The organism is Streptomyces sp. NPDC002690, from assembly GCF_053592415.1.
The window spans coordinates 1-21,395 of record NZ_JBSFVR010000019.1; the positions used below are offsets into that span (position 1 = coordinate 1).

Here is a 21,395-nt window from a genome sequence, read left to right on the forward strand (position 1 = left end):
GCTCCAGCCCGCGCAGCGAACGGCGCAGCTCGCGCCGGTGGCGCTGGACGACGTGGCGCGGCATGTCCGACCGGTCGGGCCGCTTCGCGTTGCGCGCCAGGCAGACCTCCTCGGGCAGGTCGAGCACGACGGCCACCGGCAGCACGTCGTACTCCCGGGCCAGCTGGACGAGCTTGCGACGGGACTCCGACTGCACGTTGGTGGCGTCCACGACGGTCAGCCGGCCCGCTTCGAGGCGCTTGCCGACGATGTAGTGGAGGACCTCGAAGGCGTCGCGGCTCGCGCTCTGGTCGTTCTCGTCGTCGGCGACCAGGCCGCGGCAGAAGTCCGAGGAAACGACCTCGGTGGGCTTGAAGTGGCGGTGCGCGAACGTCGACTTGCCGGAGCCGCTGGCCCCGATCAGCACGACGAGGGAGAGGTCGGGCACGGGCAGGGTCCGGGGCCTGAGGGTCGGCCGTTCGGTGACGCCGAAGTCGGGGGTGCTGGTGCTGTTGTCGGTGTCCGTGGTGTTGTCCGGGGTGGTGTCGGTAGTGCTCGGGTTGTCGTCGCCGGTGCTTCCGGTGCTGCTGTCGCCGGTGCTGGGGGTGTTCATGCCGCCTTCGCCTCCTTCTCCCTCTCGTTCGCGTTCGGGTTCGCGTTCTTGCCACCGGTCGCGCCGTCGCTCTCGGCCAGGGTGAAAACCGCCATCTGGGTGGGCGGTCCGACCTCGGGGTCGTCCGGCCCGACGGGGGTGAACGCGACCGTGTAGCCGTGGCGGTCGGCCACCTCGCCCGCCCAGTCGCCGAACTCGGCCCGGGTCCACTCGAACCGGTGGTCGCCGTGGCGGACGTGGCCGGCCGGCAGGGTCTCCCAGCGCACGTTGTACTCGACGTTCGGCGTGGTGACGAGCACCGTCCGGGGCCTCGCCGCGCCGAACACCGCGTACTCCAGGGCGGGCAGCCTCGGCAGGTCCAGGTGCTCGACGACCTCGCTGAGCACGGCCGCGTCGTATCCGCGCAGCCCCTTGTCCGTGTACGTGAGCGCACCCTGCCGCAACTCGACGCGGCGGGCCTGGCGTTCGCCCATCCGGTCCAGCTTGAGCCGGCGCGCGGCGATGGTGAGCGCACGCATCGACACGTCGACACCGACGATCTCGACGAACCGCGCGTCCTTGAGCAGCGCCTGGACCAACTGTCCCTGCCCGCAGCCCAGGTCGAGCACTCGTGCCGCCCCGGCGTCGTGCAGCGCCGACAGGATCGCGTCGCGCCGCTGCTGTGCGAGCGGCACCGGGCGCTCCGGGGTGTCGGTCGCCTCGTCCACCGCGTTGTCCACGCTCTCGACGTCGAGGTCGTCCGACTCGGCGAGGCGCACGAGTTCGAGCGCCTGCTCGGCCTGCCGGGTCAGCCCCCAGCGGCGGGAGAGGTAACGGCTGGTGATCAGCCGATGCTCCGGGTGGGTGGCGAGCCAGCCCTCACCGGCCCGCAGCAGTTTGTCCACCTCGTCGGGCGCCACCCAGTAGTGCTTGGCGTCGTCGAGCACCGGCAGCAGGACGTAGAGCTGGCGCAGCGCGTCACAGAGCCTCAACTCCCCCTCCAGTACGAGCCGCACGTACCGGGAGTCGCCCCACTCGGGGAACCGCTCGTCCAGCGGCACGGGCTCCGCGTCCACACGCGCCCAGCCGAGCGGCGCGAACAGCTTCCGCACCAGTTCGGCGCCGCCCCGCGCGGGCAGGGCGGGCACCTCGATCCGCAGCGGCAGCGGTGCGGCGGCCCGCTCGGGCATCGTCCGGCAGTCGCCGCGCAGCGCGGACTTGAAGACGGTCGTCATGGCCACCGACATCAGCGAGGAGGCGGCGTACGGGCGGTCGTTGACGTATTGCGCGAGCGCCGCGTCCGGCGCTCCGCCCCGCCCCTTGCCCTTGCCGCGCCGGACCAGCGCCACCGGATCGACCTCCAGCAGCAGCGCGGCGGTGCACCGCTCGGGGGACGCCTCGGGGTAGAAGACGTGCGCCGTGCCGTGCGAGGTGGAGAACGTCTGCGCCTTGTCGGGATGCTTGTGCAACAGGTAACCGAGGTCGGTCGCGGGGCGTTCCGGGGTTCCGGTGGTACTGATCGTCATGAACACCTGACCGAGTATGAGCGGGTGGCTCCCTCGTCACCAGGCATTTTCGTCGCCGCGGGCCGCCTCCGCCGGCCCACCGGGGCCCGCGTCCGTGGCCGCGCCCGCCTCCGTGCCCGTACCTGCACTCGTACCCGCGCCCACCTCCGTGCCCGCGCCCGTACCTGTACTCGTACCCGCGCCCGCCTCCGTGCCTGTACCCGTACTCGTACCCGCGCCCGCCTCCGTGCCCGTGTCCGCCTTCGTGGCGGCGTCCAGTGCGCGGCCGAGCGCCGCGATCCGCGAAGGGCCGACCCGGCAGCATCCGCCGACCAGCCGTGCGCCGTCCCGAATCCAGGCGGCTGCCCGCTCCGGGCCGCCGAAGGTACTCGCGCCCGTCCACCGGCGCCCCTGCGCGTCCCACCGCTCCCCGCTGTTGGGGTAGACGACGACCGGCTTGCCGGTGACCTCCGCCGCGCACCGGACGGCGTCCTCGACGTCGGCCGGATCGCAGCAATTGACGCCGACCGCGATCACCTGGTCGTTCCCCGCTGCCTCCGCGAAGGCGGCCCGCAGCGGCTGCCCGGCCCGGGTCAGCCCGCCCGCGACGGTGTAAGAGAGCCAGACCGGGATTCCGGTACCGGCGACCGCCCGGAGCAGTGCCCGCGCCTCGTCCGTGTCCGGCACCGTCTCCAGCGCGAGTACGTCCGGCCCGGCCGCGGCGAGCGCCTCCGCCCGGGGACGGTGGAACCGCTCCAGCTCCGCGACGGAGAGGCCGTAGCCGCCCCGGTACTCACTGCCGTCCGCGAGCATCGCCCCGTACGGCCCGACCGAGGCGGCGACCCAGGTCTCGCGGCCGGAGCGGTCACCCGCGCGGCGGGCCAGCTCCACGCTCCGCGCCAGCAGTCCCACCGTCCGGCGGTGTCCGATTCCCCGTCGGGCGAACCCTTCGAACGTCGCCTGGTAGCCGGCCGTGATGAGCACCTGTGCGCCCGCCCGCGCGTACGCCGTGTGCGCGGCCTCGATCTGCTCGGGCGCGTCCGCCAGCAGTCCCGCCGACCACAGCGCGTCGGACAGCTCGCATCCCTGGGCCTCCAACTGGTTGGAGAGTCCTCCGTCGAGCAGCACCGGGCCCTCGGCGAGGGCGTCGGCGAGGGATCTCCGGACGGGGCGCACGGGTGCTCCTTCGTTCTACCTCACTGGCTCACGCCAGCTGGGACTGGACCTGCGAGGAGATCAGCTCCAGGTGGTCCAGGTCGTCGAGGTCGAGGATCTGGAGGTAGATCCGCGAGGACCCGACCGCCGCGAACTGCCCGATCCTGTCGACCACCTCGTCCGGCGAACCGGCCAGGCCGTTGGCCTTCAGCTCCTCCACGTCCCGGCCGATGGCGGCGGCCCGGCGGGCCACCTCCGCGTCGTCCTTGCCGACACAGACCACGAGGGCGTTGGAGTACACCAGGTCGTCGGGTGCGCGACCCGCCGCCTTCGCCGCCTCCCGCACCCGGCCGAACTGCTTCTCCGTGTCCTCCAGCGAGGCGAACGGGATGTTGAACTCGTCGGCGTACCGCGCGGCCAGCCGCGGGGTACGAACCGCACCGTGGCCGCCGACCAGGACCGGCACCTTGGCCTGGGCCGGCTTGGGCAGCGCGGGCGAGTCGGTGAGCTGGTAGTAAGTGCCGTCGTAGGTGAAGGTCTTGCCGACCTCGGTGGCCCACAGACCGGTGACGATCGCCAGCTGCTCCTCCAGACGCCCGAACTTCTCCTTCGGGAAGGGGATGCCGTACGCCTTGTGCTCCTCCTCGAACCAGCCCGCGCCCAGCCCCAGCTCGACCCGTCCGCCGGACATCTGGTCGACCTGGGCGACCTGGATGGCGAGCACCCCGGGAAGGCGGAAGGTGCCCGCCGTCATGAGCGTGCCCAGGCGGATGCGCTTGGTCTCGCGGGCCAGACCGGCCAGCGTGATCCAGGCGTCGGTCGGACCCGGCAGTCCGTCACCGGACCCCATGCGGACGTAGTGGTCGGAGCGGTAGAAGGCGTCGAAGCCCAGGTCCTCGGTGGCCTTGGCGACGGTCAGCAGGGTGTCGTAGCTCGCCCCTTGCTGGGGCTCGGTGAAAATACGCAGATCCATGCTTCCATCCTGCCTCTTCCCGCCCGACTCCCTCCGCACGGGCCCACCGCCGGCCGGAGCACCGGCCCGGCCACCGGTCACCCGTCCCCGGACGCATCGGACGTCCTTGAGCGCCCCCGTGGCGGCGCTACCCTCTGCCCTGGACCGCGCCGTACGGGCCGTCCCGCTCCCTCGCCCGCTCCCTCGCCCGCTCCCGAGCCTGTTCGGCGAGGCGGCCCAGCATGCCCCGCACCCGGTCCATGGATTCGTCGGCGGCGTCTATCGCCTCGATGCAACTCCAGTACAAGGTGTCCTCGCCGGTGTCGCAGGCGACCCCGACGAGCGCCATGCCCGCCTCGCCGAGCAGCAGCGCCAGCCCCGCCAAGGTGCGCGACACGTCGGCCACCTCCGTGAGGCGGGCCGCACGCGCCTGTCCGGTCAGGAACACCGGCGAGTCCGGTGCGGACCAGTCCCCTCCGCCGATCTCACGGAGCCCCCGCGCGTCGCCCCGTAACTCGGCGGGCCCGGCGGTGGCCAGCCGGTCGCCGATGGCCCGTGCCAACGCCTGGGCCTGCCATGCCTCGGTCATGATGTCCGCCGCGCCCCGGCTCTCCGCCAGCGCGCGCCGTCCGATCTCGACCAGTCGTTCCGCTTCCATGCGGTCCCCCGTCACTACGAAAACCCGGTCACCTAGTCCATTACCCACAGTGAGGTAACCGGTACCGAAAGGACAGAGGAATTCGGAAATCTGTGGATACGCAGACGATTGTGGAAAAGCCGATCACTCCGAAGAGTGATGCTCAGGGGCGTCGGGCCGCTCCGGGACCGGAAAACGGGTCTCGTTCCGGTCGATCTTCGCCGACAGCGCCGCCAGCGCATCCACTCCGAGCACCTCACAGAACTGGAGCAAGTAAGCGAGGACGTCGGCCACCTCGTCCTCCACCCGGTGCGCCGTCCCCGGGTCCGCCATCACGGCCGCCGCCTGCTCCGGGGTCATCCACTGGAAGATCTCCAGCAGTTCGGAGGCTTCGACGCTCAGCGCCGCGGCCAGGTTCTTGGGGGTGTGGTACTGGCCCCACTGCCGGGACTCGGCGAACGCGACGAGTCGTCGCTGGAGTTGTGTCACATCGAGTTCGTTCACCCGGACAGGTCTACCACTGTGGCGCCCTCGGTCCGGCGGGCCAGGGCTGCGCCCGCCTCGCCCACCGTGCCGATCACCCGCAGGTGGCCGTCGGAGCAGATCCCGGCGGCGAGCCGGAGCAACTCCCCCGACTGACGTCCGTCGAGGGCCCGGTCGAACCCGTCCGTCAGGACGGTGAGGGCGCGCATGGCCCAGGGGATCTCGTCCGGGGTGTTCACCTCCAGTACATGGGGGCCCGTCAGCAGCACCAGCGCGAGGGCGAGATAACGCAGTTCGCCGTCGCCGAGGCGTCCGACCGGCGTGCTGCGCCCGGCGCCGCGCCCCACCAGGGCCTCCACCGTGCCGTCGGGAAGATCCCGCGTGGTGAGGGCGGTCACCGGTCCCGCGCACCCCGCGGCGGCCGTGGCCACCAGCCGGGCGTGCCGCTGCGCGCACTGCGTACGGGTCCGCGCGAGCACCGCGGCGAGGTTGTCGCAGCCGGGGCGCAACCGCCCCTCCCCGGCGCGGACCGGGCCGCGCATCCCCCGGGGCAGCGGATCGCACGGGAAGGCGGAGTGGAGGCCCACCACCACCTGCTCGGCGGCGGCGAGTACGCGTAACTGGCCCTCGGTGACGCCGGCGACCCGCAGCGGCAGCAGTGCCGTGGCGAGCCGGCCGTCCGGAAGGGGAGCCCGGGTCACCGGCACCTGACCGGCCGTGTGCCAGGCGGCCTGCACCGTGGGGCGGCTCGGGTCGCGCAGCGCGGTGGTGAGCAAGGTCTGCCCGCCCGCCGTGAGCCGCTCGCCCACGATGCGCAGCGACGGCTCGGCCTGGACGGCCACGTCGAGGCGGACCGGCCCGGCCGGCCCGTCCACGGTGCAGCCGATACGGAACCCCCGCCTGCCCTCGGAGTCGGCCGCCGCGCGCTCGGGTACGCAGGAGGCGGGATCGGGGAACACCTCCTCCAGCGCGTCGCCCGCGCCGAGCCGGGCCAGCGCCTCGTAGGCCCGCAGGGCGGTGGACGAGCCGCTGCCGCTGGGGCCGGTGAGCAGGGTCAGCGGCCCCAGCGGCAGAGTTCTGCGCCAGTGCGAGGCGAAGGCGGCCAGCCGCAGCTCCGTGACGACGGGGCGGACAGGGTGGGCCGGTGTGCCGGGTGCGGTACGGGGCGGACAGACACGGGTGGCACCCGGGAGGGAGACGGTGGTGGTCATGACCGGACCGTACGCACGGCTCCGGCGGGCGAACCGTTTTGCCCGGACAAGCTTCCTACGATTGAGGGATGCCCGCCGGGGTCACCCCTTCGACCTCCATGCCGACCGGTGCGAGCAGGAAGACGTTCCGGTCCACCCGGTGCATGCCGCTGCCGAGCCCGAAGACGACCCCGCTGCTGAAGTCCAGGACGCGCTTGGCGACGTCCGTCTCGGCCGCCGTCAGGTCGAGCAGGACCGGGACCTGCGCGACGAGGTACTCGGCCACCTCGCGGGCGTCGGAGAAGACCTGGACCCGCAGCACCACCAATCGCCGCTGCTCCTCGGCGCTGTCCTGCCCGACCGTGCCGTGGTCGACCCGGGACGGCCACTCGTTGCGGCCCCGCAGCGGTACCACCTGGGCCAGGCCCTCCCACTGTGCGTCAGTGGCGTCGTACCTGTCGTACCTGCTCACAGGGTCACCTCGTCCGTGTGCCGGTCGACGGTGCGCCGGCTGCGCTCGCTGTTCATCGGGCAATCCTCTCGTCCCTCACCCGTTCGGCCCACCAGCGACACGGCCGGGAACACGATCCTCCGGATCGGCCCGCCGTGTACCGGGTCGGTTCTGGACGCGGCATCAACGTAGCCCGAGAGGACTCGGCCGATCCAGTCGCCCTGCCCGCGCGGCCCCGGGTGCGCGCCGGGCGGCTCAGCCGAGGTCGGGGTGAATCCTCTTGTCCGTCACGGGGACGAGGCAGCAACTCTCACCGCAGGCTCCGCAGCTGACGACCACGTCGGCTTCGCGGGAGGAGGTACGGCGGACCGGCAGGGTGAAGGTCACCGGTCCGGCCGGGTGAAGGTCACCGGTCCGGCAGGGTACACGGGGAGTTCGGAGGTGAGCCCCGCCGACCGCAGGAGGACGACGTCGTGGCCCGCCGTCGCTTCGCCCGTGGTGGTGAGGTCTCCCTCGACGGTGAGCCTGGTCGGGACACTCGGACCGCCGACGCCCCTGTCGGGCAGGTCGATGCTGTAGACGTGGAATCCGGGCCGCAGTGGGGCGAAGGTCGCCCGCAGTCGCTGCCCGGGACGAGAGTGACCGTCACGGTGACCCCGTTCTCGGTCGCGTGGGCGGTCGGCGCGGGTGCCGGGCTTCCTCCGCAGCCGCCGAGCAGCAGGCTCACCGTCGCGGCTTCGGCCGCAAGGGCGAGCGTGCGTGCCGGGCGTCGGCGGGCGGGCGGAACTTCCGGAACACGCCCGAGCGCAGGCGGCGCACGAGTCTCCTCTCCCGTCAGAGGTAGATCGCGGGAGAACAGCGGCCTCGCTCCGCCCCGGGCCGAAGGACGAGGGTCGGATGGGGCGGATGGGGCGGATGACCGCGGAACTCCCCTACAGACCGGCCGTCGCCACCGGGGCGAAGTCGGGAACCAGTCCCTGCTCGATGTCCCGCGCCAACGAGGCGACCTCGGACATCACCTCGAACACGCCCGGCTGCTCGGCGCCGTTCAGATGCCGGTACTCGGTGCCGACCGTCACCGCCAGTCGCTCGGGCAGGCCCAGATCGGGGTGGCGGTTCTCGGCGACGATCCGGCGGGCCGCCTCCGGTGCGGGGATTCCGGTCGCGTGGAAGGTGTGGGCGCGCTCACGCACATGACCGAGGTAGTCGATGTGGGCGCGGACCCCGGACGGGCCGAGCAGCGGGCCGTGGCCCGGCACGACGGTCTCCGCCCCGGTGGCCAGGACGGCTTCGCACGCCTCGATCACCTGGGCGAGCGGACCGGCCCAGTGGCACGGGTGGTCACCGGGCCGCTCGGGCGTCGAGCCGAAGATCACGTCTCCGGTGAACACGGTTCCGTGGTCGGGGAGATGGACGATCAGGTCGCCGGTGGTGTGGGCGGGCGGTAGCGCCGCGATCCGTACCGGGTGGCCGTCCAGGGTCAGTTCGAGTTCGCCGGTGAAGTAGGTGGTCGGCACGACGGGTTCGGTGTCCGACCAGTCGAACGGGCCGAAGTGCCGGGACAGATAGGCCCCGAGGGTGGTGTCCGGGTCGCCGGAGGCGATCAGGGAGTGCTGTTGCTGCGGTGTGGGCTCGAAGTGGATGTGCTCGCGGGCACCGCGCGTGACGATGATCTCGGCGTCCGGCACGACCCCCGCGCCCCAGAAGTGGTCACCGTTGGCGTGGGTGACGATCACCCGGTCGATCGACACCCCGTCGGGCAGCCGTTCCTGACTTGCCGCCAGGAACTGTCCGGCCAGCGTCCGGTCGTAGGGGGTGTCGATCCACAGCGCCCCCTCCGGGGTGGCGAGCAGGCCGCAGTTGGCCAGCCCCCAGCCCCTGTGCGGCGGCAGCCAGACGTACAGTCCCTGGCCCAGGTCGACGATGTCCCCACCCGTGATCGGCATGGTGCGAGTATGCCGCGCCCGTCGGACACAGCGGGTGCCCTCGTGGGGGAAACCACACCCCGGCGTGACGGAGGGCCGGGTGGCGTCCGTGCCTCCGCGGCCCTCTTGATGGTGGAATCGGACGTTTCCGCTCGCCGTGCCGTGTCAGGACTCCTCGAAGTAGGAGTCCAGGACCACGTCGAGCTCCTCCGGCCACTCCTTGAGCCGCTTCCGGCTCTCCGCGACCACCTCGCCGTTGAACCAGCGGCGCGAGGAGATGTGGACGGTGAGGGTGAACCGGCGGGCCGTACGGGCCGTCTTCACCTCGACCGCGGAGACCTCGGACCAGTCGAAGTCGGCCTGCTGGTCGTCGAGGGTGAACCGGATTCCCGACCTGTCCACACGGATGGACCCGCGCCGGTCGCTGATCTCGAAGACCGGCGCACCGGAGTCGGCATCGTCGGCGTCGGCGTCGGCATCGGCGTCGTCGGCGTCGGCGTCGGCGTCGGCGGACCCCTCGGGCTCTTCGCCGGACTTCTCGCCGACGGCGTCCTCCGGGGCGTCGGAGTTCTCGGACTCCTCCGCCGGAACAGCGTCCTGGATGTCGGCGTCGCCGGCCCCGTCGACGCTGTCCGTGGCGTCCGCCGGCTCCGGGGGCGCCTCGTCGTCCTCCGTCCCCGTCCGCACCGGAACGGGGGCCGTGAGGCCGGGAATGTACGCCGGGTCCGTTCCCGCGGCGAACTCGGGCTTCTTGTTTGAATCTATGCTCTGCTCCACGGCGGGCAGTATGGTCCACGAACCTGTACGAGAACCAGTCGCACCCCTCCCGCCCGGCTCAGAGCACCCCCTTGCGCCACTCCCGCATCAGCAGCCAGCCGAGGTACAGGCCCCCGATCGCCATGGTGCAGATGCCCACCGGCAGGTCGTCGAGGAGCGGCACCTGCTGTGCGCAGAGATCGGCCGCCACCAGCAGCAGGGCACCCGTCAGCGTCGAGAGCAGCAGGTGCGGTCCGGAGAGGCGGGTGAGGCGTCCGGCGATCTGCGGCGCGGTCAGCGCGACGAAGGCGATGGGGCCGGCCACCGCGACCGCGCCGGCCGAGAGGACGATGGCGAGGACGATCGCGACGCTCTTGGTCTTCTTCGGTTCGGAGCCGAGCCCTTCGGCGATGTCGTCGCCCATCTCGCCGACGACCAGCCGCCGGGCGAGCACCGCGGCGACCGGGGCGGCCAGCGCGAGCACCACCCCGATGGTGGCCGCGTCCGTCCAGGAACGGGCTGTCAGGCTGCCGTTGACGTAGGACGTGAGCGCGGAGGCCTTGTCCCGCTCGACGGCGTAGACGACGTACTGGGTGATCGCGCTGCCGATCGCGGCGACACCGATGCCCGCGATCACCAGCCGGGCGGGGTTACGGAAACCGGTGCCGGTGGAGACGTACACCGTGCCCATGGCGACGACGGCTCCGACGAGGGCGCCGACCGGCACGGGGACGTCGCCCGGGAAGAACAGGGCGACGACCGCCGCGCCCGCTCCCGCTCCCGAGGAGAGGCCGATGACGTCGGGGCTGCCGAGCGGGTTCCGGGTGACGGACTGGAAGAGGGCGCCGGACAGGCCCAGCGCGGCGCCGGTACCGAGAGCGGTCACCAGGCGTGGGCCGCGCAGGCGTTCCAGGACGAAGCGGTCCTTGCCCCGGGCTCCGCCGGTCAGCGCGTCCGGCAGGTCGGCCAGTCCGATGCCGAGCCGCCCGAGGGTGAGTGTCGCGACGGCGGCGGCGAGCAGCAGGACCAGCAGGGCGACGGCCACGAGGACGGACGTCCGGCGCATGGGTATCGCCACAGTCGTGCCGATGCGCAGGTATCCCCGGGCCCGTCCGGGGCCCGGTCGCGCGCGCCGCGTGGTGGTGGTCATGCGGTCCCCTTCATCCTGCGTACGGCGACGAGCAGCGCGGGTGCGCCGAGGAAGGCGGTCACCACGCCGACCATCAGTTCGGTGGGCCGCATGACGACCCGTCCCACCACGTCCGCGAGGAGCAGCAGGGTGGGACCCAGGAGGGCGGAGAACACGATCTGTTTCCGGAAGTCGACCCCGACGAGCGCGCGGACCACGTGGGGCACGGCGAGGCCGACGAAGGCGATGGGGCCGACCGCCGCGGTGGCCGCCGCGCTCAGCAGGACGGCGGCGATCAGGCCGGCGGAGCGGGTGCGCGCGGGGCGCGAGCCGAGCGCGACCGCGGTGGCGTCGCCGAGCGCGAGGGTGTTGAGGCCGGGCCCGAGGAGGAGGGCGATCACCAAGCCCACTGCGGCGAACGGCAGTACGGCCCACAGCACGTCGAAGTCCCGCCCGCCGAGCGCGCCCACCACCCAGTACCGGTAGCTGTCGAAGACCTTCGGTTTGCTGAGGGTCACGGCCTGGATGTATGCCGTCAGGACCGCGGAGAGCACCGCGCCCGCCAGTACCAGGCGCACCACGCCGGAACCCGCTCCCGCGGTGCCGACGATGTGGACGAGCACTCCGGCGAGCAGCGCTCCGGGCAGCGCCCACCACATGGTGGCGGTGGCGCCGGAGGCGCCGAACCAGGCGGTGGCGGTGACGATGGTGGCGGACGCGCCCGCGTTGATGCCCAGCAGACCGGGTTCGGCCAGGGGGTTGCGGGAGACGCCCTGCATCAGGGTGCCCGCGACGGCGAGACCGGCTCCCGCCAGCACGCCGAGGAGCGTGCGGGGGTAGCGGCTCTCGACGATGGCGGTGACGTTGGGGTCGGCGTGGCCGGTGAGGACGTCCACGACCTCACCGGGAGAGGTGCCGCGGCTGCCGAACATGACGCTCGCCGAGAGCGCGGCTCCGAGGGCGACGAGCACCAGGAGCAGGAGGAACGCCGAACGGGCGGTGCCGGTACGCGAGGTACCGGCACCGCTCGGCGGCGCGACCGTGGTGGTTGCCATGGAAGGGTGGACGCTCTCGCGCGGCTACTTGCCGGCGGCGGCGACGGCCTTGTCGATGAGCGGCAGGTAGCGGTCGATCACCCACGGCACGGTCAGCGGGTTGATGATCGAGGAGGCCGTGACGAAGGAGTTGTCGTTCGAGGCGACGATCGCGCCCTTCTTGACGGCGGGCATCGCGGCGTACAGCTTCTGCGCCTCGATCTCCTTGCGGGTCTTGTCGTCGGTGTAGAAGGTGAAGAGCAGGTCGCTGTCGTTCAGCTTCTCGGCGCTCTCCAGGCCGATGAGGGCGGAGTCGGTGCCCTCGGTCTCCTTGAAGGTGTCGACGACCGGGTCGACGGTCAGGCCGAGCTTGGAGACCATGGCCACGCGCTGCTCGCTGGGCTTGAAGATGCCGAGGGTGCCGGGGCCCGAGGTGTAGATGTACGAGAACTTCACGTCCTTGTACTGGGGGCGGCTCGCGGCGGCGTCCGCGAGTTCCTTCTCGATGGTCGTCTTCAGGCCGTCGGCGTCCCCGCTCTGTCCGAGCGCCTTGCCGATGATGTCGATCTGCTGGTCCCAGTCCGTGCTCCATGCCTGGTCCGGGTAGGCGACGGTGGGGGCGATGTCCTTGAGGACGTCGTACTGCTTCTGCGTGATGCCCGACCAGGGGGCGAGGATGACGTCGGGTTCCAGTTCGGTGATGGCCTCGAAGTCGATCTCCTCTCCACCGGTGAACTGGGTGGGGAGCTTGTCGCCGTTCTTCTTCACGGCCTCGTCGATCCACGGCAGGTAGCCGGAGGAGTCGCTGCCCCACTCGTAGCTCTCGATGCCCACCGGGGTGGTGCCGAGCGCGATGGCGGTCTCCGCCGAGCCCTGGCCGAGGGTGACGACGCGTTCGGGCTTCTCGTCGATGGTCGCGGTGCCGAGCGAGCTCTTGATCGAGACGGGGAACGCCGCGTCGCTCGATGCCGCGGACTTGGCCGGCTCCTTGTCGTCTCCGTCCGAGGAGCAGGCCCCGAGGGAGAGCGCGAGTGCGGCGACGGTGGCGGAGGCGGCGAGTGCGTGACGGCGCGCGCGGATGGAGCCGAACATGTTCTTTCCCCATGATCGTGAACGAGTGATGTAAAACGTTAGGTAAACCTAACCTAATAAATTACTCATGTTCGATGGGGGTACCTGTGACCCGCTCGCCCGGCATGGTGTAAGGGGAAGCGTCGCTTCCGCGCGGCACCGGCGCGGAAGCGACGCTCATGTGCACCTGCCGGTCCTACAGGGAGCAGCTCTTGCCCCCCAGGGTGAAGGCGCTCGGCGCTGCGTTGCTGCCGGTCCAGCTGCCGGTGAAGCCGAAGGTCGCCGACGAGCCGACCGCGAGCTTGCCGTTCCAGCCGGCGTCGGTGGCCGTCACGGCCGCGCCGGACTGCTGGACGGTGGCGTTCCAAGCCTGGGACACCTGCTGCCCGTTGGGGAAGCTCCAGGCGAGTTTCCAGCCGTCGATCGCCGTGTCGCCGGTGTTGGTGAGGGTGACGTCGCCCTGGAAGCCGCCGGACCACTGATTGGTGATCTTGTACGTCACCTTGCAGGCGGCACCTGCCGGGGTGCCGGGGTCGGTCCCGGGGTCCGTACCCGGATCGGTGCCGGGGTCGGTGCCCGGGTCCGTACCGGGGTCGGTGCCCGGGTCGGTGGTGCCGGTGTCACCGGCCGCGGAGTCGCCGTACAGGACGCCGCGCCCGTTGGTGGAGACGTACACCCGGCCGAAGATCCGCGGGTCGCCGGTGATCGCGCCACCGGTCCAGCCCCACTGGTGCGCGTCGTCGTTGATCCGGGTCCAGCTCGCGCCCGCGTCGGTGGACCGGAAGATGCCGCGCACCCCGCCGATCTTCGCGCTGGTGAACAGGGTCTGGTACGAGGCGCCCTGGGCCGCCTTGCCGAACCCGATGGAGTCCGCCTGCGCCACGTTGGACAGCTTGGTGAAGGTGGCGCCGGAGTCGGTGGAGTGCCACAGGCCGTACGCACCCGTGGTCGCACCGCCGGCCAGCCAGACGTCGCCCTCGATGCCGGGGACGGCCTTGAAGCGGACGTTGCCCTCGGCGGGGAGGCCGGTGGAGGGCTTTGCCGTGAAGGTGGCGCCGGAGTCGGTGGAGACGTAGAAGACACCGGACTTGTAGCCGTAGAACTTCTTCGGGTTCTTGCGGTCCGACTCCACGGTCGCGCCCGCCGGGATGCCGGTGGACGCGGTCCACGAGGAGCCGAATCCGGTGGTGCGGTAGACCCCGGTGCCCGCCGGGCTCCAGACGAACGAACTGCCGTCCGCCGCCGCCGCGACGGTGCCGCCGCCGGTGACGCCCGAGGGATCGGTGCCGCCGAACCAGTTGGCGCCGTTGTCGGTGGAGAACGCGACGTGCGGGGCGGCGTCCGCGTCACCCACGCGCACCACGGTGTTGGGGGATGCCTCGGCGAAGTCGAGGCTGGTGGAGGAGGTGAAGTTGGGCGAGGTGTACATCATCGCGGGCACGGCGTCGAGATTCGTGTGCCGGAAGCCGCCGACGTCGAGCATCGCGCTGAGCAGCGGGGCGCCGGAGGGCGGGCTCGCCAGGTCGTTGACAGCCGTCTCCTCGATCCCCTTCACCATCGGCGTGATCTTGAACTGGGTGCCGGTGTCCCAGTTCTTGAGGTTCTCGGTGCCGTAGAGGGTCGCTCCGGTGCCGTACATCATGCGGTTGGAGTCGAACGGGTCGATCTCCAGCGACTCCGTCATCCAGCCGAGCTTCGGACTGGTCTCGGGCGGCGAGGGGTTGGCGCCCCAGGTGAGCCAGGGCACCGAGGAGACGTCCTGGGTGTAGCGGGTGGAGCGGTTGGGGTAACTCGTGTACTCCCAGGCGGTGGTCCAGGTCGCCCCGCTGTCGGTGGACCGGAAGATCTGAGTGTCCGGCCACCAGGAGCTGTAGGCGGTCGCCATCAGGGTGCCGGGCTTCTGCCGGTCCACGGTGAGCCCGCTGAAGCCGTAGTAGGTGTCGGCCTCGGCGACGGGGCTGACGTCCAGCCACGTGCCGGTGGCGGTGTCGTAGCGGGCGATCCTGCCCTTGCCGCCGTCGTACGGGCCGCCGGTGTCGCTCAGCGAGAGGTAGAGGTAGCCGGTGCCCTCGTCCAGGACGCCCTTGTGCGCCAGGTAGCCGGTCGGCTGACCGGCGATCCGCGACCAGGTGACACCGGCGTCGGTGGAGCGGTAGACGGTGTTGGCCTTGTCCGCCACGCCGACGTAGATGTTCTTGGTGGCGGTACCGGAGCTGCCGCCGCGCCCGTCGAACGTCACCCAGGTGACGCCCTGGTTGTCGTTGCCGTAGCCGCTGGTGTCGGACGGGTCCTGGGAGTAGTTGCCCACGTTCGGGAAGGCGGCGACCTTCGACCAGGTCACGCCCGAGTCGGTGGACCGCCAGAGACCGTTGCCGCTCGGGGCGCCGAGGTAGAGCACCGAGTTCTTGTGCGGGTCGACGGCGAGCCGCTCACCCATCCCGCGCCCCGGCATGTTGCCGCCGAGCTTGAAGGGCAGCACCGACGGCGTCCAGGTGGCGCCCCGGTCCGTGGAGCGCAGCACCGCTCCGTTGTTGGGGTCCCAGCTGTTGGTGTACGTGCCGGCCGCGACGTACACGTTGTTCGGCTGGACCGGGTCGGAGGCGAGGCTCACCACACCGGTGTAGCCCCAGTGGTCCCAGTCCACCGAGTCGAGCAGCGGCTTCCACTGCTTGCCCGACTGGTCCCAGCGGTAGGCGCCGCCGATGTCGGTGCGCGCGTAGGCGAGGTTCTTCTCGCTCCGGTTGAAGATGATGCCCGGGACGAAACCGCCGCCGTCGACACGGACGTTCTTCCAGGTGTACGAGTCCGCCGCCAGGGTGGTGGCCGACGACAGATCGGATGCCTCCGCCGTGGTGGCGCCGCTGCTGGGCTGCGCCACGGACGGGGTGGCTATGCCCGACAAACCTGCTGCCAAGGCGAACGCCGCCAGCAGGGCGGCAAAGGGTCTGGCTCTCAAGCGCACGGAAAAGTCCTCTCCGAGCTGGACCGCCACACGGGTGGCAGTGGGCCGATGCGGGGGGTGGGAGCGCTCCCAAACGCAGCCCGATGGTAGCGGCGCACGGCATCACGGAGAAGAGGTGGGACAGGAGGTCATCGGATGAATTCATGGCGACGCGTGCGGAGTTGGACGCGCGCACGACGTCACTCGCCAGGTTGGCGGCGCGGCTCCCGGGCATTTTGGTCCCGGACGTACCGGGGAGCCGCAGCCGTCCCCGGTGGTCAGCGACTGGTGTAGCCGGCGTCCACGTGGATGACCGAGCCGGTGACGTACGAAGCCTGGTCGGAGGCGAGCCACAGGCTGGCCTGGGCGACCTCGCGGGGCTGGCCGAAGCGGTTCAGCAGGCTGAGCTGCGGGGCGTACTCCTCCTCGGTGAAGCCGAACTGGTCCAGGGCACCGCGCAGCATCGGGGTGTCGATGGCGCCCGGCGCGACCGCGTTGACGCGGATGTTCTGCGCGCCGTACTCCATGGCGGCGGTCTTGGTCAGACCGTTCACCCCGTGCTTGGCGGCGACGTACGCCGGGTTGGCGGGCTGCGGGCGGAACCCGCTGACCGAGGAGATGTTGACGATCGAGCCGCCGCCGCCCTGCGCGATGAGCTGCTGGAGCTCGTACTTGAGGCAGAGCGCGGTGCCCTTGAGGTCGACCGACATCAGCCGGTCCCAGTAGTCCTCGTCGAACTCCGCGGTGAGCTTGTCGTCCGGGGTCAGCGCGGCGTTGTTCACCGCGACGTCGAGGCGTCCGTACGCGGCCACGGCGGCCTCGACCATGCCCTTGACCTGGGCACTGTCGGCAATGTTCACCCGGTGGAAGACGGCGGCGCCACCGGCGGCCTCGATCTCCGCGACGACCGCACGACCGCCCTCCTCGTTCATGTCGGCCACGACCACCTCGGCGCCCGCTTCGGCGAACAGGATCGCGGTGGCGGCGCCCATGCCCATGGCGGCGCCGGTGACGATGGCCACCTTGCCTTCGAGTACGGGGAATGTCATGTCTGTACCTCTTTCTCCGCCCCGCGCCCCGGCAATGGGGCGCGGGAAGTCTTGCGTCAGGACCGCGGTGGGCCGCCCGCGTCCGGATGGACGCCGTCGTCGGCGCCGTTCCGGTGGGCGAGGAGCGCCTCACCGATCAGCAGGTCGAAGGCCTCGCGCACCCTGCGGTCCAGATCGTCGGGCCCACTGCCCGCGTCCCCGGCCCACCGGCGCAGCACACCGGCCAGCACCCCGGCGCCCGCGGCGACCACGACCCCGGGGAGCGGGTCGGCCACCGGGTCGAGGCCCATCCGCTCGGCGAGGACGCGCACCGAGTCGGCCTGCGCGTCGATCCTGATCCGCTGGTACGCGGCGAACAGCGCCGGCTCACCGTCGATCAGGGCGAAGACCGCGCGCTCCTTCGGCCGGCTGTGCCAGGCCGCCTGCGCGGGGTCTTCCAGCCAGGCCAGCACGGCCGCCCGGAAAGCGACCAGCGGCGGCTCGGCCGGGGGCCGGACGCGCAGCAGTTCGTTGATCCGCAGACCGTCGGCGCGGGTGAACCAGAGGGCCGCCTCCTCCTTGCCGGAGAAGTGCCGGCTGAAGGTGCGCCGGGTGACCTGCGCCCGTTCGGCGATGGCGTCGACGCCCAGCGCCGCCAGCCCCTGCTCCAGGAGCAGGTCGACGGCGGCCCCGGCGAGCGCCTCGCGGGTGCGCAGGGTCCTGTGACGCCTGCGGTCCTCGGTGACGTCGTCCGTGGCGGGACGGGGCTCCTTTGCCTGCATGACCTCAGCGTATACCCAAATGTCCCGAGGGGACATTTGTCGGGCGAGGGGTCGGCGCGGGTCGTGGGCGACCGCCCCACCGCACGCCTTCTCGCCCACGCGCGGGTGGGACTCCCTGACGTACCTACCGGGCGGGACTCCCGGACGTACCTACCGGGCGGGCTCCTCCGTCGGCTCCTCGTCGGAGTCGAGGATCGAGACCTCCAGCTTGCGGAGCAGCACGGCCAGCCGACGCCGTTCCGCCGGGGAGAGCCCGGCGAGCATCCGGTCCTCGTTGTCGAGGTGCTCGGAGAAGACCGTGTCGACCGTAGCGAGCCCCTTCTCCGTGAGGCGCGAATAGACCACCCGGCGGTCGTCCGCGACGCGCTCCCGCACGATGAGCCCGTCCTTCTCCAAGCGATCGATGCGCAGGGTGACCCCGGCGGAGGAGACGAGCCCGGAGTCGGCGAGCTGACCCGCCGTCAGGCGGTACGGGGCGCCCGCCCGTCGCAGTGCGGTCAGTACGTCGAACCCGGCGACGGAGAGACCATGGCGCTCGATCGAAGCGGTCAGACGGGTGCTGTAACGAAGGAACGAACGGTGCAGGCGCGCGAGGACTTCCAGCGGACGAGTGTCCAGTTCGGGCCGCTCGCGGGCCCAGTCCTCGATCACCAGCGCGACGGCGTCGCGGTCACCAGGCCTCGCTGCGGCCATCGTCATCACCTCTGTACGGCTCGTGCCGATTTATCACGGTGCCTGGAATCTTACTGCTGAGACGATGCACCGGACCGGGCGGCCGTGACTCCCTCACGCCGCCGCTCCCTCACGCGGTCCGGCGGTCCCGGACCGGAGCCTTCCCTGTCGCACGCGCACCGCACGCACGGCCATCGGTCCGCAGGTCGGGCCGGTCCTTCACGGCCTCTTCCCGTCGTTCCGGAACGGTGAGTCGGCGATGACGGCTCCGAGCATCGTGCGCGAGGCCCGCAACTCCTCGATGGTGCCGCTGATCCTGTCGTGCTCCTGCCGCAACCGGGCGACCAGGTCCGGGCAGGTGGGCACCAGCCGGTCCTCGTCGGCCCTGACGCAGGGCAGGACCTCGGCGATCAGGGATGTCGGGAGCCCGGCCGCGAGCAGGGACCGGATGCGGCGGACCGTTTCCACGTCCGTCTCGCCATAGATCCGGTAGCCGCTCGGCAGTCGGTCGGGCGCCAACAGCCCCTGCTGCTCGTAGTAACGCAGCAGCCGCTCGTGAACTCCGGTGCGCCGGACCATCTCCTTCATGCGCACGCGGTCCGCCCCCGTTCACGACTTGACTCTGACACTGATGTCGGAGTCTAGCGTCGTCGACATGACCACCGGACAGACAATTCCCGATCCCCGCCTCGACGTCGTCGTGAAGGGCAACGGTCCCGCGCTGTTGCTCGCCCACGGTGCCGGAGGCGGTATCCACGGCAACTTCGGACTCGTACTCGACGATCTCGCCCGCGACCACACCCTCGTCGGCCCGCACTACCCGGGCGCGGGCGGCAGCCCTGTCGCCGAGAAGCCCCTCGAACTGGACGAACTCGCCGACGCACTGGTCGCCTCCGCGGTCGCGGCAGGACAGGAGTCGTTCACCGTGCTCGGCGAGTCGCTGGGCAGCGCCGTGGCCGTCCGGATCGCCACCCGTCACCCCGCACGGGTCGGGGCGCTCGTCCTCACCGCCGGATTCGCCGTGGCGGACCCGGTCCTCGCCCTGGCGGCGCGGCTGATCAAGTCCCTCGCCGCTGACGGGCGGTGGGGTGACGTGGCCCGGCTCGCCTGCCTGTCCTGCATGTCCGCGAAGGATCTGGCGGAGATCGAGCCCGCCGCCCTCGAAGCCCTGGTGGCCGGCACACTGGCCGGCATGCCACCGGGGACGGTGGACCACTTCGACCTGGTGTCCCGGGTGGACGTCCGGGCGGAGCTCCCGCACCTGGGCGTCCCGGTACTCGTGGTGGTGCCGACCGGGGACCGGCTGGTCCTCCCCGACAGCTCCCATCGCCTGGCGGCGGGCATACCGGGGTCCGAACTCGTCGAGCTGCCCGGCGCGGCACACGTGCTGAACGGGACCGACCGGGCGGCATGGCTGAAGCACGTCCGCGCGTTCCTGCGCACGCTGCCGTCCCGTACGGGGTGAGCGGCCTCCTGCCACCGGGTGCCGGGGCCTGCCCGCCGCTGCGACGTCACGGCGGCGGGCCGGGGTCCGCCGCCCGCTTCGCCCGTACTCCGCGCGGGCACCCCGCCTCCTCAGGCATTGAGCTCCTCCAGCGTCTTTCCCTTCGTCTCCACCGCGAACCACGCGATCACCGCGCCCACCGCCGCGACCACGGCGAGTTGGGCGAAGACGAGGGAGAGCCCGCCGCCGGAGCCGAGGACCGCGCCGACCGTGACGGGGCCGAGGATGACTCCGACGCGGTTCCACAGTCCGCCGAAGGCGGCGCCCTTGGCCCGGTTGGAGGTGGGGTAGAGCTCGGGCGAGTAGAGGTAGAGCGCCGCGTTGATCGCGTAGAGGAAGAAGGTCGTGCAGGACGCGAAGAGGGCGACCTGGCCGCCCGAGGTCGCTCCGGCCAGGGCGAGGACGGCGAGCGAGAGCACCGTGCCGACGAGCGCGCCGACCAGAGCGGGCCTGCGGCCGACCCGGTCGATGAGGAGTGCGACGACGAAGGTGCCGAGCAGGCCGGTGATGTTGCTGACCAGGGTGTAGACGAGGGCCGTGGTCAGGTCGAGGCCGAACTCCTTGGTGTAGAGGGACGGCAGCCAGGTGGAGATGCCGTGGTTGACGTAGTAGGCGACGAACCACAGGCCGGAGAGGACGGCGGTGCGGCGCAGGTACCTGCCGCGGAACAGGTCGGACAGCCGGCCCTCGGTGACGTCCTCGGTGGTGCTCGGGTCGGCCCGGGGCAGCGGTTCGGCGGTGGAGCGGACGACTTCGGCCTCGATGCGCGCGAGGGCCGCCTCGGCTTCCTGGGTACGTCCCCGTGCCAGCAGCCAGCGCGGTGATTCCTCGACCTGGCGGGGCAGGACGGCGGCGATGACCACCGGCAGCGCGCCACCGACGAACATGGCGCGCCAGCCGAGGTTCGGTACGACCCAGACCGCGATCAGGGTCGCCGCGGCCAGGCCGGCGGGGAAGATCATCTCGTACAGCAGGACGAACCGGCCCCGCTTGTCCGAGCGGGCGATCTCGTTGATGTAGGTGGCCGCGACGGGCACCACGCCCCCGATGCCGAGCCCCTGGACGAAGCGGAAGAGGGAGAAGGTCTCGATCCCGCCGGAGAGGGCGACGGCGAGGCTGGCGAGACCGGTGACGGCGACGCCGAGGCCGACGGTGCGCACCCGGCCGATCCGGTCTCCGAGCCAGCCGGCCGCGAGCGCTCCGAGCAGCATGCCGATGGAGGCGGAGGTCACCGCGAAGGTGGCCTGGCCGGTGCTCAGATGCCACTGCTTGGTGAGGACCGGCAGCGCGGACGCGGCCAGCAGCTGGTCGAACGCCTCGAAGAAGGTGACGGCGCCGATCAGGCACCGGACCTTGACGTGCCAGCGTGAGTGCGGCAGTCGTTCGAGCCGGGCGGAGATGGAACCAGAGGCCTGCTTGCCGGCCACAGTCGTCATGGGGGTCCTTCCGCGGATGACAGGAGTTCCCGCGACCCTAGGGTCATGTACCTAAGCGGTCAATGATTAAGCCCTTAGTAATCTCAACGTAACGCGACAGACGTCCCGTTCGGATGGCGACAGAACGGGGGCTCAAGCCGGTCGGAACGAGAAGTTCCGGAAGTGGGGTCTTG

19 protein-coding genes and 1 pseudogene are annotated in these 21,395 nt (G+C 71.5%); 1 reads left to right on the forward strand and 19 read right to left on the reverse strand.

Annotation, left to right across the window (positions count from 1 at the left end):
- The 18 genes and pseudogenes from ACWD3D_RS04790 to ACWD3D_RS04875 all read right to left on the reverse strand — a co-directional run.
- The coding region (locus ACWD3D_RS04790) for an AAA family ATPase (protein ID WP_451459483.1) at positions 1-592 on the reverse strand (592 nt) is incomplete at its 3' end.
- Complete coding sequence (locus ACWD3D_RS04795; RefSeq protein WP_451459484.1) at positions 589-2,103, reverse strand: 3' terminal RNA ribose 2'-O-methyltransferase Hen1; 1,515 nt, start codon at positions 2,101-2,103, stop codon at positions 589-591. The genes ACWD3D_RS04790 and ACWD3D_RS04795, both read right to left, overlap by 4 nt.
- 240 nt (positions 2,104-2,343) lie before the next feature.
- Positions 2,344-3,252: pseudogene (gene mmuM / locus ACWD3D_RS04800) on the reverse strand (homocysteine S-methyltransferase); the annotation flags it as partial.
- 28 nt (positions 3,253-3,280) lie between these two features.
- Positions 3,281-4,204, reverse strand: a complete 924-nt coding sequence (locus ACWD3D_RS04805) for an LLM class F420-dependent oxidoreductase (RefSeq protein WP_451459485.1) — start codon at positions 4,202-4,204, stop codon at positions 3,281-3,283.
- 127 nt (positions 4,205-4,331) lie between these two features.
- Positions 4,332-4,841 (reverse strand): DUF6099 family protein, encoded by a 510-nt coding sequence (locus tag ACWD3D_RS04810; RefSeq protein ID WP_451459486.1) that lies wholly within the window; start codon positions 4,839-4,841, stop codon positions 4,332-4,334.
- 123 nt (positions 4,842-4,964) lie between these two features.
- Positions 4,965-5,324 (reverse strand): nucleotide pyrophosphohydrolase, encoded by a 360-nt coding sequence (locus ACWD3D_RS04815; protein WP_451459487.1) that lies wholly within the window; start codon positions 5,322-5,324, stop codon positions 4,965-4,967.
- Entirely contained in the window at positions 5,321-6,514 is a 1,194-nt protein-coding gene (locus ACWD3D_RS04820) for an ATP-binding protein (RefSeq protein ID WP_451459488.1), read from the reverse strand. The genes ACWD3D_RS04815 and ACWD3D_RS04820 overlap by 4 nt, the downstream gene beginning before the upstream one ends.
- Positions 6,515-6,569: 55 nt before the next feature.
- On the reverse strand, positions 6,570-6,965 hold the full coding sequence (locus ACWD3D_RS04825; RefSeq protein WP_328718856.1) for a cell division protein SepF: 396 nt from the start codon (positions 6,963-6,965) through the stop codon (positions 6,570-6,572).
- 911 nt (positions 6,966-7,876) lie between these two features.
- Positions 7,877-8,890 (reverse strand): MBL fold metallo-hydrolase, encoded by a 1,014-nt coding sequence (locus tag ACWD3D_RS04830; protein WP_451459489.1) that lies wholly within the window; start codon positions 8,888-8,890, stop codon positions 7,877-7,879.
- Between the two features lie 144 nt (positions 8,891-9,034).
- The gene (locus ACWD3D_RS04835) at positions 9,035-9,646 is read right to left on the reverse strand and encodes a hypothetical protein (RefSeq protein WP_451459490.1); all 612 of its coding nucleotides are present in this window, start codon (positions 9,644-9,646) and stop codon (positions 9,035-9,037) included.
- Between the two features lie 58 nt (positions 9,647-9,704).
- A complete protein-coding gene (locus tag ACWD3D_RS04840) occupies positions 9,705-10,775 on the reverse strand; it encodes a FecCD family ABC transporter permease (RefSeq protein ID WP_451459491.1) in 1,071 nt (356 codons plus the stop codon).
- Positions 10,772-11,809 (reverse strand): FecCD family ABC transporter permease, encoded by a 1,038-nt coding sequence (locus tag ACWD3D_RS04845; RefSeq protein ID WP_451459492.1) that lies wholly within the window; start codon positions 11,807-11,809, stop codon positions 10,772-10,774. The genes ACWD3D_RS04840 and ACWD3D_RS04845 overlap by 4 nt, the downstream gene beginning before the upstream one ends.
- A 24-nt stretch (positions 11,810-11,833) precedes the next feature.
- Entirely contained in the window at positions 11,834-12,880 is a 1,047-nt protein-coding gene (locus ACWD3D_RS04850) for an iron-siderophore ABC transporter substrate-binding protein (protein WP_451459493.1), read from the reverse strand.
- A gap of 175 nt (positions 12,881-13,055) precedes the next feature.
- Positions 13,056-15,821, reverse strand: a complete 2,766-nt coding sequence (locus ACWD3D_RS04855; RefSeq protein ID WP_451459494.1) for a cellulose binding domain-containing protein — start codon at positions 15,819-15,821, stop codon at positions 13,056-13,058.
- A 257-nt stretch (positions 15,822-16,078) separates the two neighbouring features.
- On the reverse strand, positions 16,079-16,849 hold the full coding sequence (locus tag ACWD3D_RS04860; protein ID WP_451459495.1) for an SDR family NAD(P)-dependent oxidoreductase: 771 nt from the start codon (positions 16,847-16,849) through the stop codon (positions 16,079-16,081).
- 56 nt (positions 16,850-16,905) lie between these two features.
- Positions 16,906-17,610 carry a TetR/AcrR family transcriptional regulator gene (locus ACWD3D_RS04865; protein WP_451459496.1) on the reverse strand — a complete coding sequence of 235 codons (705 nt, stop codon included), beginning with the start codon at positions 17,608-17,610 and terminating at the stop codon, positions 16,906-16,908.
- A gap of 150 nt (positions 17,611-17,760) precedes the next feature.
- A complete protein-coding gene (locus ACWD3D_RS04870) occupies positions 17,761-18,303 on the reverse strand; it encodes a MarR family winged helix-turn-helix transcriptional regulator (protein WP_451459497.1) in 543 nt (180 codons plus the stop codon).
- Between the two features lie 198 nt (positions 18,304-18,501).
- Positions 18,502-18,876, reverse strand: a complete 375-nt coding sequence (locus ACWD3D_RS04875; protein WP_451459498.1) for a MerR family transcriptional regulator — start codon at positions 18,874-18,876, stop codon at positions 18,502-18,504.
- Positions 18,877-18,913: 37 nt separating this feature from the next.
- On the opposite strand from ACWD3D_RS04875, the gene ACWD3D_RS04880 reads away from it, so the two are divergent.
- Positions 18,914-19,747 (forward strand): alpha/beta fold hydrolase, encoded by an 834-nt coding sequence (locus tag ACWD3D_RS04880; protein WP_451459499.1) that lies wholly within the window; start codon positions 18,914-18,916, stop codon positions 19,745-19,747.
- A 110-nt stretch (positions 19,748-19,857) separates the two neighbouring features.
- Here the strand turns inward: ACWD3D_RS04880 and ACWD3D_RS04885 are convergent, their stop codons facing one another.
- Positions 19,858-21,222, reverse strand: a complete 1,365-nt coding sequence (locus ACWD3D_RS04885; protein ID WP_451459500.1) for an MFS transporter — start codon at positions 21,220-21,222, stop codon at positions 19,858-19,860.
- Positions 21,223-21,395 lie beyond the last annotated feature (173 nt).